A 12,852-nucleotide genomic window follows, 5' to 3' on the forward strand; every position below is an offset into this window, starting at 1 on the left:
TCATATACCAATGGCTCCAATGTTTGGGATTTGGGCTATCGGTTGCCCCTAAATCCGATGAATGGCACGCTGGCGTTGCGCCTGGTGTTGGACTCGAACCAGATTACCCAATCGCCCTTTGATGCCTTGGGGATTGAGGGGGAATCGGTGCTGTATGATGTCAGTTTTCGTCAGCCGTTAGTGCGGAGTCCCCGTGAGGAGTTGGCGCTGTCTTTGGGGTATAGCTACAAGAATGGGCAGACGTTTTTGTTTAATACGGTGGGGACAGCGTTTGGGTTTGGGGCTGAGGCGGATGGGACGACGCGCACTTCGGTGCTTCGGTTTGGCCAGGACTATACGCGGCGGGATACTAAGGGGGCTTGGAGTGCGCGATCGCAGTTCAATCTTGGTACAGGTCTCTTCGGCTCAACCAACAATCGAGAACCGATTCCCGATTCACTGTTTTTCAGTTGGTTGGGGCAAGTGGTGCGCGTCCAACAATTGACCCCGCAACAGTTGCTCATCGTCCAAGCCGACCTCCAACTTAGCCCCGATACTCTCCTCGGATCAGAAACCTTCACCATCGGCGGAGCGCAAACCCTGCGGGGCTATCGCCAAGGGGCAAGAAGTGCGGATAATGGTTGGCGTTTTTCGGTGGAAAATCGGATTACGCTCCTGGAGGATGGGGAGAATCAGCCCCGTTTACAGGTGGCTCCGTTTTTTGATCTGGGCATGGTGTGGAATAATCCCAGCAATCCCAGTCAGATTGTCAATGAGCATTTTCTAGCGGGTTTGGGGACAGGGGTGATCTGGAACCCAATCCAGGATTTAACGCTGCGGTTGGATTTAGCGTTGCCGTTGGTGAATGTGCGCGATCGCCAAAATAACCTCCAAGATGATGGCATCTATTTCAGCATGAACTATTCCTTCTAAGCTGCAATCGGTTTAAATCCGAAATAGGCCTTCCGGGTTGACGGAGAGGAGCGATCGCTGTTGTACCCCCTCGCGATGCAGCACCCCATTGGCGGCTAATAATCCGCTTGTGATCGCCCGTTCCATCAAGCCACAGGGAAAGGGCATTTTTTCAGGTGAAACTTAATTTACGCCTTACTAATGTTCAGGTTTAAACTTCTCTTGATAACGTTCTTGAATCTCTATCGGCGCATTATCTGAAACGAGCAAACCAACTCGAATTCTTTGCAATAAGACATCGTTAATATCATCTTCTAGTGTATTCTCTTCATTAATATATCGAATAATCGTATCGACACAAAAGAATCGTGTATAGGCATAGAAAATGAATAATGGTCGTTTGATATATGGATGATCACCAGGTTGCAGGAGAACCGTTAAATCATTGTGTAATGGCCTTTCTTCTTTGACCGAAGTTACATTGACAGCTAGAACTTTTTCAGCATTATCAATAATCTCTGGATCATCTAAAGTGATCCAGAGATGTTTAGTTTTATAAGCATTCTCTGACCAGCGAAAAGCTGTTCCTGAATACAGGTCTTTTCGTATAAGTATCACTAGACGCTCCTAACAAGACACTGTGAAATACTCACTGGCTACTTCTAAGCTTTCTAGCTCATCAAGAAAATCTACAATGTAATCGTCAGAATAGCCTGCTTTACTCAAAATATCTTCAATTTTAATCGGAATACTCGATCCATTTGGATCTTGCCATTCAGGAACATTAACCGGATCATGAACCCACTCAATGAGTTGATGGTAGGTCATATCTCCCAATTCTTGATAAACCGCATTAATTAAAGTGATTTCTGCACGAGAAAGTTTACCAATTCCAGGTTTTTTAATCAGGTTAACCGCATATTGATCATGCTCTGACTTGACAATAAACTGACTCCATAGTTTAGAGCCAGAAAAATAAGTTTGTCCGTTAATATTATTTAAGGTTGAGCTGAGAATCGGCCCATTGGGCAGTGAATAAAGGTTGTCAAATGTCACTGGGAGACCACGGTTAATAATTGATCTTTGCTCAATCACGTACATAAGTTTGATGAGCTTTGTATAATTCATGCTTCCACCTTCTTTTTCTAAGAGTAAGGCGGCAACTTGAACCGCTTTTTCTTCTCGGTATCGAGCTTTCATATTTAAACTCTCGCAAAGAATGGTTGTTAACCCTTTAGATAAATTATACGATTTTGTTGACTTTTTGTGCAGCTATTCCTCTTTTGCTATATTGCTATATTTGGATCAAACCCACATTTTTTCATCGGCTGTGACAACGAAAGAAGGCGTTGAAGAGTCCTGTAGTGAAAGAAGTGGGATATTGTTCGTCCATGGGGAACAAGCTCCGAAGTTTGCTTAAATCCGAAATAGGCCTTCCGGGTTGACGGAGAGGAGCGATCGCTGTTGTACCCCCTCGCGATGCAGCACCCCATTGGCGGCTAATAATCCGCTTGTGATCGCCCGTTCCATCAAGCCACAGGGAAAGGGCATTTTTACCCAATCTCCGGCAAACATCAGATTGGCGATCGCGGTTTCTGTGCTAGGGCGGGAGTCGTAACTGTTGGGAGGATAGCCAGAGAAATTTTTCTGATTCACCAATTCGCGATGGAGAACGGTTGCGCCTTGGAGGGCGGGGACGATTTCATAGAGTTCGCGCTCGAAGGTATCGAGTAAGGCCTGTTGGGTGGGGAATTGGTCTTCTTTGTAACAGTAGGCGTGGAGTTCGATCACGCTGTTGCCGGTGCGTTCTGACCAGTCGATGAACTGGGTTTGGATGCGGTGGTAGAGGGTGATGCTGTCGGTGAGGTCGTAGCCGGATAGGGAGGTGAAATTGCTATGTTCCCAATCAAAATCGCGATCGAGCCAGAAGCGACCGACGGCGAAGGGGTCAGCGACGGCGAGAGTTTGCACCTGATCGCGCAGCGTCGGATCAACATCCCCCGCCATCACGTCGAAGAGATGCCGTGCACCGGGGACATCGGTGGCGAGGACATAGTAGTCGGCGGTGAGGGTGGTGGTGGGGCTGGGGTTGGGGCGGGTGGCGATCAGTTGGGCGCGATCGCCCTCTTTTGATTCAATCTGCAACGGGGTTAAATCCTGCTGGGCGGGGCCGCGCACCACTTTCCCCTGAGCGTCATATTTCGCGCCGTGGCAGGGACAGAGGAAGGAGCCATCGGCCTGGGGTTGGACGGTGCAACCTTGGTGGGTACAGGTAAGGGAGAGGGCCGTTTTCGCACTGGTGGCGAGATAGACGCGATCGCCCGCCCCGTAAAATTCCCCATCCGTTAACCGGGGATTGCGCTCCACCCAAAACGGCACATTCGGCTCGCTTTGTCCGGTTTGATAGGTGAGGGTTTGGATGTGATCATTGGCACAGTCCCAACTCTGTACCGTTGCTTCGGGGATCACTTGGCCGCCATTGGCCTCGATCGCCGCCACCATTGGCTGCACCAAACTCGTGCCCATATCATCCACCGTGCCATTGAACGCCAACCCCTCCGGATTGCCGAAAAAATAGAAGTGGAAAAACTGCAACAATTCCCCGGTACTCAACTGATCCGGGGCGTTCAAACTGGACTTGGCAAAGGGTAAAAAGTAGAGATCATACAGGCCACGGGGAAAATCCGCCGCCGCCCATTCCGACACCGGGATCGCGTCGAAATTTTGAAAGGTGCGCGGAATCCGAAAGCCGGTAATGGCGTGAAAGACCTGTAAATGTTTCCAATGGGTGAGGTTAATCCCCCAGCGGAGGCGGTTCGGGGAAGAAATGGCGAGATCGACAATATTCCAGGGGAAGGCCGAATGGCTGGGGCGGAAGACTTCGGGCTGATAGTGGCCGTCGCGAAAGACGAGGGAATAGTAATCAAGGGATTTGAAATGATCCTCGATGCTGAGTTCTGTAACGATGCTTTTGAGGTTGTAATACTGGGGGAAAAAGCCGTGAAACCCATGTTCCATGCGGAAGGTGTCGTCACCCACTTGGATCTCCCAACTGGCGATTTTGCCGCCGAGGTTGGGGGATTTTTCCAGCAGGGTGACGGCAAAGCCGCGCTGACTCAGTTCGTAGGCACAGGCCAAGCCCGCTAGCCCGGCTCCGATCACACAGACCGATTTGCGATCGCTCACTCGTGTCGGCAAATCCAAGCGATCGGGCTGATGCAGTGTGGGTTGGGGTTTAATCAGGCGGGAATAGCCAATTCCAGCGGCGATCGCCCCTAGTCCTGCCGCTTTGAGTACCGTGCGCCGTGACAGATTGAGCGGGGTTGAAGGGACTTCACTCATAAATTAAACGTTACAAAAATCAACAATATTAAAAACACTTTCACCAGTGTACGCAATTTTCTCAGGGTGGGTTATCCAGGCTGCACGCCGCCAAGGAAAAATTAGGGACGGACTATGATGAAAATAGGGCAACTGCTCGTGTTGTCGTTGTCATGGGTCTCTAAGAGGATGCCTGAAACGTCGGAGTGCAGGAACAAAACGCGATCCTCACTCACCGGAAACAAAGAGCTGAAGCCCCTTGCCGCTCCGCAGTGCCATTGAAGATCTAGGTCAAAATGGCACTTTCACGCAGCCTCTCAGTATGTAAAGCCACGGAAGTAATGATCAAGCCACAACGATTAGCCTGTGGATGTCTTTGGTTGACAGCTTTATGTCTCGGACTGTTTCCGAGGGTGTCCCTGAGCCAACCTAGCCCAATTCGGGTTGGTGTATACCAAAATTATCCGAAGATTTTTGTGAATCAGTCTGGCCAGGCGGCGGGCTTTTGGGTGGATCTTATGGATGAGATTGCCGCTGCTGAAGATTGGACGGTAGAGTATATTCCCTGCGAGTGGGAAGTCTGTTTAACAAACTTAGAGCAGGGCAGTCTTGATGTGATGCCGGATGTGGCCCATACCCCAGAGCGCGATCGCCGCTTTAACTTCAACCAAGAATTGGTTCTCGCCAGTTGGTCTGTGGTCTATCGTCATCCCAGGGTTCCCGTCCACTCCTTGCTCGATCTCGATCAAAAGCGCGTGGCCGTCCTCGAACAGAGTGTGCAAGCAGAGGCATTGTTAGACCAGGCTCAAGCGTTTGATATTCAGCCCCACATTGTTGAGGTGGATAGTTTTGACGCTGTGTTCGAGCACATTCAAACGGGCAAAGTCGATGCGGGGATTACAAACCGTTTTTTTGGCACCCAAGCCGAACAGCATTACTGGGTCAAAAAAACCAATGTTTTTATCGAAGTATCCCACTTACACTTTGCCACAGCCCCCACATCAGAACATCTAGCGCAGTTACAGAAAATTGATCAGCACCTCCGCCAGTGGAAACATGATCCGGACTCGGTGTATGCCGTTGCCCTTCGACAGTGGCTAGAGCCAGATTCGGGGGTAAATTGGCATACTGTGCAGCAGTGGTTGATCAATTGGATCATCATCGTCCCCATCGTCGGGTTTGTGGCGGCGGTGATCGGCAATCGGCGGCTGCAACGGGAAATCCAACAGCGTCAACAGGTGGAGACAGCCTTACGCCACAGTGAAGAACGGTTTCACGTCATGATGGACAATCTGCCTGGCGTGATTTTTCGCTATATTTTGTATCCTGATGGTTCCGACCGGGTGATTTATATGAGTACGGGCTGCTCGAAGCTTTGGGAGGTGGAGGCGGCGGTGGTGATGGAGAGTGCGGCGGTACTGTGGGAGATGGTGCATCCGGAGGATGTGGACGCGATGCAGGCTGCGGTACTCCAGTCGGCTCAGACCCTAGACCCCTGGTTTTGGCAATGGCGGATCGTCACGCCGTCGGGACGGCTCAAGTGGCTGGAGGCGGCGGGCAGCCCGACGCGCCAAGGGGATGGCTCGGTGCTTTGGGATACGTTGATTTTGGATGTGAGCGATCGCCACCAGCTTGATGCTCAACGCCGGGCCACGGAAACGGCTCTGCGGGCCAGTGAAAGCCGTTATCGTCAGGTGGTGCAGTCCCAAACGGATTTTATTTTGCGATCGCTCCCCGATACGACGATCACCTTTGCCAATCAGTCCCTCTGTCAGGCGTTAGGCACTTCCTTAACGGACATCATCGGGCATCCCTGGATCGATTTTGCCAATTCGAGTGATTTAGAAAAAGATGAAACCCTCCAGCGTCTAGCGCAACTCACCCCCGGTCGCGCCACATTTATGGCGGTGAATCGCGATCAACGGGCCGATGGACAAGAGGGCTGGACGCAGTGGTTAAACCAAGGCATTTTTGATCAGCAGGGGAATTTAATTGAAGTGCAGTCCGTGGGGCGCGATATTACGGCCCTGAAGATGACGGAACAGGCCTTGCAAGAGAGTGAATACCTGTTTCGCTCTGTGTTTGAACAGGTGCGGGTGGGGATTGTGTTTTGTGACCCCACGGGGGTGATTCTGCGGGTCAATCAAAAATATTGTGAAATCACGGGCTACAGTGCCGAGGAACTGACTCAGACGATTGTGTTTGAGATGACGGCAGCGGGCGATCGCGACCAGCACCGCGTCCTGTTTGATCAAATGATTGCGGGTGAACGGGAGATGTATAGCTTTGAAAAGCAACAGCGCCGCAAGTCCGGGGACTTGATCTGGGTGGAAGTGACCAGTTCGATGCTGCGCAATGCGGAGGGGGAATTGAGCCTAGTGGTGGGGATTGTTGACGATATTAGCGATCGCAAGGCCGTCGAAGCCTCCCTACGGGAGAGCGAAGAACAGTTTCGGCAACTGGCGGAAACGGTGCAAGAGGTGTTTTGGCTCAGTGATACGGTGACGGGTGAAAGTCTTTACGTCAGCCCGGCCTACGCCACGATTTGGGGGCGCAGTTGTGAGAGCTTGGCGACTCAGCCCAAAGCTTTCATGGATGCCATTCATCCTGACGATCAGGACTGGGCGATCGCCCATTACCGTTCCCATCGGGATCAACCCTTTGAGTTGGAATATCGCATTGTGCGCCCCGATGGGGCGGTGCGCTGGATTTGCGATCGTGGTTTTCCCATTTACGACGAGAGCGGGCAACTGGTGCGGCGGGCGGGGGTGGCGCAGGACATTACCGATCGCAAGCAAGCCGAGTTAAGCCTCGCGGAAAGTGAAGCCCGCTTCCGCCTTGTGTCTGAGAACATGAGCGATCTCGTCTGTCTCCACCGTCCCGATGGGGGTTATCTCTACGTCACCCCTTCGAGTCAAACGATGTTAGGCTATGCCCCCGAAGCGTTAATCGGACGGCAGCCAGAGGACTTTATCCACCCGGATGATCGCGATCGCTTTCACCACGATCTCCATGCCCAAACTCTCCGCTTCTCCAGCACCCCCAGCGTCTACCGCATTCAAACCCAAACCGGCACTTACATCTGGATTGAAACCCTGATCAAGCCCCTCTTGAACCCAGACGGGGAGGTGCAACACCTACAAACCACCTCCCGCGAAGTCACCGATCGCGTCACAATCGAAAACCAACTTCGCCACGATGCCCGCCATGATGCCCTCACCGGACTGCCGAACCGGAGTTGCTTAATGGAACGACTCCAAGCCGCCTGCCAACGGGCCCAGGCTGATCCCACGGTGCAGATTGCGGTGTTGTTTCTGGACTTGGATCAATTCAAAATGATCAACGATAGTTTGGGGCATTTAATTGGCGATCAGTTGCTAATTGCGATCGCCCAACACCTCAGCACCCTGATCCGAGAGACGGATCTTGCGTCGCGTCTCGGTGGTGATGAATTTGTCGTCTTACTCGAAGACATTGCCGGAGAAGCCGAAGTGATTCTGGTGGCAGAACGTATTTTAATGGCGTTGCGATCGCCCCAAACCCTGTCCGGACGGGAAATTTTCATCAGTACCAGCATCGGCATCGCCATCAGCGACAAGACCTACACCGAAGCCGAAGATCTGATTCGTAATGCAGACATTGCCCTGTATCGCGCCAAATCGGGGGGGCGATCGCGCTACGCCCTCTTTGACCCCGCCATGCACATCCAGGTGATCAACCGCCTCCAACTGGAAAACGACCTCCGCAAAGCCCTCGACCACGATCAACTCGTGCTCTACTATCAACCCATCATCGCCCTCAACAGCGGCGAAATCCTCGGATTTGAAGCCCTCATCCGTTGGCAACACCCCACACGGGGCATCATCCCCCCTGATACCTTTATCCCCATCGCCGAAGAAACCGGCCTGATCATCCCCATCGGAACGTGGGTACTCCAGACCGCCTGCGCCCAACTCGCCCTCTGGCATCACCGCAGTCCTAGCCTGAAAATCAGCGTCAACCTCTCCCCCAAACAACTACAAGAATCGATCCTCATGCAGCAAATTACCCAGGTTCTCGCCCAAACCGGTATTCAGGGCCAACACCTCACCCTCGAAATCACCGAAAGTATGGTGGCCCAAAATATTGACGCGACCGGTGAGTTACTGACCCGAATTCGATCACTGGGGGTTCAAATTAGTATTGACGACTTTGGCACGGGCTATTCTTCCCTGAGTTATCTGTATCAACTCCCCATTGATTTTCTGAAAATTGATCGCACCTTTGTCCAGCATGTGCGTCTCGGTACGAAAAACCAGAGTATCGCTGAGTCGATCGTCGCCCTGAGTAATGTGCTCGAACTCCATGCGATCGCGGAAGGCATCGAAACCCAAGAACAATTAACCTGGCTGCAACACCTCAACTGCGAAATGGGCCAAGGCTATCTGTTCTCACAACCCATTCCCGTCCATCAAGCCACCGCCCTCCTCCCCTAGTTGACCTCGCCTGCGTTTAATCTCCCTCCCTCTCTGTCAAGGCAGCGGGTTAGAGCAAGGCAGCGGGTTAGAGCAAGGCAGCGATTTAGATCAAGACAGTGGGTTAGATCAAGGCAGCGATTTAGTCAAGGCAGCGATTTAGTCAAGGCAGCGATTTAGTCAAGGCAGCGATTTAGTCAAGGCAGCGATTTAGATCAAGGCAGCGATTTAGATCAAGACAGTGGGTTAGATCAAGGCAGCGGGTTAGAGCAAGGCAGCGATTTAGTCAAGGCAGCGATTTAGTCAAGGCAGCGAGCTAGAAGCTCGCACTACAGAGGATTCCAGGCAGGGTAGTGTGAGCCGCTGGCTTACTCATACCCCTTCCAGATTCGTAACTTGGGTTATGTATAAACAGTAGTTCCCTAACACCGGCCCCCGGCCTTATCCTTGGGCTTCGAGTTTGGCGAGGCGGCTTTTCAGGTCTTGGTTATCTTTTTTGAGTTGATCGAGTTCGTTGCGCAATTGCTTGACGGCTTGATCGGAACCGAGGTTTTTTTGCACCCGTTTAACGGCTTCTTCGGCCATGCGCCGGACGCGACCATCGGGGGTTTGGTCGGCGAGGGACTGGAGGATCGCGATCGCCCGCTGGGTTTGCATTTGTCCGAGGGCACTACTCACCGCCACTTGGGTTAAAAAGAAGGGTTCAGCGGCGATCGCTTCTAACTGTTGGGCAATCCATTCCACCTGATCGGGGGTTTGCCCCGTGGACACCGCCCCCAAGGCCCGAATCGCCGCCAAGCGCAGGGCTTGGGGCGTGCCTGGGATCGTGTACTCGCTGATCAACGCCACCGCTGCCGGGGAGGTTTTCAACCGACTCAAGCCGCCGATCGCCCCCGATCGCACCACTTCATTCCAGCCGCCGCGCTGGGCGAGCACCTCCCGATAGAGGGTGAGGACTTCGTCTTGTTTAGCCTGGAGCACCCCGGTCACCATGCCGCCCAAGGTGCGCAGGGCTGCCGCTTCGGTGTAGTAGCTGGCATCGCCTTGTTTGGCGATCGCCAGCACCCGCTCATAACTGGGCAAGGTTGTAAACTTACCCAAACTTTCCACCACCGCCCGACGCACCCGCGCATCGGGATCGGCCAACCCTGCCATCAGAGCTTCCATCGCCTGATTGAGCTTGATTTTGCTCAACTGTCGCGCCACTTCAACGCGCACACCCCAAAAGCGATCATTTAATAGGGCTTCTTTGAGGGTGGCGATCGCATCGAGACCGCCTTTTTTCGCGAGGGCGATCGCTGCATAGATCCGCGCCACCGGGTCGGGGTCATACTTCAACTGCTGTTTCAATTCCGCCGGGGGATAGTCCAGCACCACAGTTTTGAGGAACGAATTGCAGACATCAAAACAGAAGAATTTTGGGCGCTGGGGCAGGGGAAAATAGAAACTCTGTTCCGGTTGATTGAGCCGCAGCGTGAAGGATTGATAACTGACATGACCCACCTCATCCACCTCTGCAAAGGCGATGGGAATGTTGAGATCAAATAACTCGCGATCGCTGCCGGTGGAATCACTTTTAGCCTGGGTTTGTTTCACGGTAATTTTGGCCAATTTATGGTCCGCATCCCAGCCATAACTCACTTTAAAATCCGGGTGACCACCTCGGAAAACATATTGATCAAACAAAAACGCAAGGTTTCGCCCCGTCGCCTGTTCGATCGCCCGCAGCAGATCGATGGTTTCAACGGTTTGATGGGCGTTGGTGTTGATGAAGGTATGAATGGCTTTGGCGAAGAGTTCTTCTCCTAAGATGCCGCGAATCATGTGATAAACACAGGCCCCTTTTTCATAGAGGTGGCGATCGTACAGTTCGATCGCTTCGCGGTAAATATTCGTCACCATCGGGCGACGATAACGGGAACTATCTTCGCTGAGATAACTGCGGGCTTCATTGAGGAGGTAATAGGCTCCATCTTCGGGGCCGTATTCATGCTCTGTCCACAACACTTCGGAATAGGAAGCCGCCCCTTCTTTAATCCAGGCATGAGACCAATGCTTAATCACCACCAAATCCCCAAACCATTGGTGGGCGAGTTCATGGACGACTAAGCTTTCGGTGCGATCGTTGTCAATGGCGGCCCGTTGATCTAAGAGGCAGCGATCGGTGAGTAGTGTTGTGGAGGTGTTTTCCATGCCGCCAAAAATAAAGTCCGCAACGCAGACTTGGGCATATTTCGGGTAGGCGTAGGTGTAGCCGTATTGCGCACTCAAAAACTCCATCATCCGGGGCGTTTTTCCCATACTGAGGCGGGCGGCTTCTTCTTGGCCTTTTTCCACGTAGTAGGTGACAGGAATGCCGTTCCATTCGTCGGTTAATTCCGCGAAGTCTCCCACGGCGAGGGTCATCAAGTAGGTGGGATGAACTTGGGTTTGCTGCCAGTGATAAACGGTGTGATTGCCGACGGTTTCGGTGTGGATCAGTTCGCCGTTGGAGATGGCGCGGTAGGGCTGGGGGACTTGGACGCGGATTTCGGAGGTGGCGAGTTGGCCGGGATAGTCGAAGCAGGGGAACCAGTAGCGGGAGTCTTCATCTTCGCCTTGGGTCCAGACTTGGGTGGGTTTGTCGGGGTAATGTTCGTCGGGTTGGATGAAGTAGAGACCGCGTTGGGGATGGTCGGCGCGGTAGTGGATAACAAGGTCGAAGGGGTCGGTGCGGGTGGGTTGGAGGAGTTGAATTTGGAGGTGTTCGCCGTCGTAGTCGAAGGGTTGGGCGATCGCTCCAATGTGCACCGTATCAATCACCAGAGCCACCGCATCGAGGCTGAGGGTGTGAATGCCGCTATGGACGGGGCGGATTGTGATCGTGCAAGTGCCGCTAAAGCGTTGCTGGGGGAAGTCCAGCAGTAAATCGAGGGCAATATGTTCTACTTGACCGGGGCGATCGGGGTTGTAGTGGGGTTTCGCGCCGGGTAACTCGAAGGATTTTTTGCGATCGCCTTCATCATCAAAATAGAAATACTGCATCGTTCGGTTGGGCTGCATAGACGTTTAGAGTATTTTAACGTCCCAGCTTTCAGTGCGATCGTGCCGTATCCGGAATCGTCAATCGGAGACTGAACGCCGTCGAGGTCTGGGTATCCTGAACGTGGCCGCCCTTCGACTCCGCTCAGTGCTTGCAATCTCACTTTTGGGTCATTAAACCCCCCAAAACAAACCAACGATCACCACAAGGGCGATCGCTGGGTGCAACGTCGATTCACGTTCAATGATTCACGTTAAATCAACGCTGGCAGTGTGGGGGAGGACACTAGGATTTTTGCTGTTTCCGGCGGCGGGCCATACCGAAGAACCCAGCGCCTAAAAGACCTGCCGCCATGGACATGGGTTCCGGCACACCTTTACCGACAGTGAAATCATCAAAGGCAAATTCATCGCCCTGAATTTGGTTCATCCGGAATTCGACGCGATCGAAGTTCTGCGAGGCATTATCCGCCATAAACCCGAAATAGAACGCTGATCCGTTGGTGCTGCCGTTGGAGCCATTTTTATTTTCGATCGCCAGACTGGAGATAAATTCACCACCCCGATAGAGATCAAGATAGGTGGTGGCTTCGTAGTCCCCTAAATCATAGGCATAGAACCCCAAGGCTCCCACGGCTTTCGTGAAGCTGATTGTGTAGTTTTGCACCGCGTTAGTGAGCCAGAACTGACTGCCAGAAGAGGCGTTGCGCCCTTTTTCCACTTCTCGCTTAATCGAGTCTTTGATGTCTTTGGAGGTGCCAGCGGTTTTGAGCAGGCTTTGATCAACACTTTTGATCATGGATTTGTCACCGCCGCCGCTGAGGGTCGCTGTGCCCAAGTTACCGAAATTGATGTCCATGCCGCCGTTGGTGGGTTGGGTGTGAATGGCATGGCTTTCAAAGTCTTCCGTGGCGAATTGACTTAAGTTGCTGAGAAAGTCGGCTTCGGCGGCTCTGGAATTGACGATGTTGTTGAAGGTTTTGGTGGTGTTGGTGGGGTTGGGATTAATGTCTTCCCCAAAAAAGACAGTGAAGGCATGGGCAGCCGTGGCAGAACCGAGGGTTATTCCGGTAATGGCTGCGAATCCGAGAAGTTGGCTAATGCGTGACATCAACATGACATTGTGGCTCCGTAGTACAAACAAGAATTAAGCGTTGTAGGGATA

General features: G+C 52.6%; 7 protein-coding genes and 1 pseudogene. 2 read left to right on the forward strand and 6 right to left on the reverse strand.

All coding sequences use genetic code 11. The features are described from left to right. Nucleotides 1-18: 18 nt before the first annotated feature. Nucleotides 19-912: pseudogene (locus tag SPI6313_RS06940) on the forward strand (ShlB/FhaC/HecB family hemolysin secretion/activation protein); the annotation flags it as partial. A 12-nt stretch (nucleotides 913-924) separates the two neighbouring features. Here SPI6313_RS06940 and SPI6313_RS24710 read toward each other — a convergent pair. From SPI6313_RS24710 to SPI6313_RS06955, 4 genes are all read right to left on the reverse strand, one after another. After that, entirely contained in the window at nucleotides 925-1,059 is a 135-nt protein-coding gene (locus SPI6313_RS24710) for a hypothetical protein (protein ID WP_281248365.1), read from the reverse strand. 30 nt (nucleotides 1,060-1,089) lie between these two features. Continuing rightward, nucleotides 1,090-1,509: a hypothetical protein gene (locus SPI6313_RS06945; RefSeq protein ID WP_072620346.1), complete on the reverse strand. Its 420-nt coding sequence runs from the start codon at nucleotides 1,507-1,509 to the stop codon at nucleotides 1,090-1,092. Between the two features lie 9 nt (nucleotides 1,510-1,518). After that, the gene (locus SPI6313_RS06950) at nucleotides 1,519-2,091 is read right to left on the reverse strand and encodes a Panacea domain-containing protein (protein ID WP_072620347.1); all 573 of its coding nucleotides are present in this window, start codon (nucleotides 2,089-2,091) and stop codon (nucleotides 1,519-1,521) included. Between the two features lie 216 nt (nucleotides 2,092-2,307). Further along, nucleotides 2,308-4,233, reverse strand: a complete 1,926-nt coding sequence (locus SPI6313_RS06955; RefSeq protein ID WP_072620348.1) for an FAD-dependent oxidoreductase — start codon at nucleotides 4,231-4,233, stop codon at nucleotides 2,308-2,310. Between the two features lie 320 nt (nucleotides 4,234-4,553). On the opposite strand from SPI6313_RS06955, the gene SPI6313_RS22260 reads away from it, so the two are divergent. Beyond that, nucleotides 4,554-8,687: a PAS domain S-box protein gene (locus tag SPI6313_RS22260; RefSeq protein ID WP_281248366.1), complete on the forward strand. Its 4,134-nt coding sequence runs from the start codon at nucleotides 4,554-4,556 to the stop codon at nucleotides 8,685-8,687. A gap of 420 nt (nucleotides 8,688-9,107) precedes the next feature. Here the strand turns inward: SPI6313_RS22260 and SPI6313_RS06985 are convergent, their stop codons facing one another. Further along, nucleotides 9,108-11,690 carry a M1 family aminopeptidase gene (locus tag SPI6313_RS06985; protein WP_072623031.1) on the reverse strand — a complete coding sequence of 861 codons (2,583 nt, stop codon included), beginning with the start codon at nucleotides 11,688-11,690 and terminating at the stop codon, nucleotides 9,108-9,110. A 283-nt stretch (nucleotides 11,691-11,973) separates the two neighbouring features. After that, nucleotides 11,974-12,804, reverse strand: a complete 831-nt coding sequence (locus SPI6313_RS06990) for a PEP-CTERM sorting domain-containing protein (protein WP_072620349.1) — start codon at nucleotides 12,802-12,804, stop codon at nucleotides 11,974-11,976. Nucleotides 12,805-12,852: the final 48 nt, after the last annotated feature.

Origin of the sequence: Spirulina major PCC 6313, from assembly GCF_001890765.1 — a bacterium.
Lineage (GTDB): Bacteria > Cyanobacteriota > Cyanobacteriia > Cyanobacteriales > Spirulinaceae > Spirulina > Spirulina major.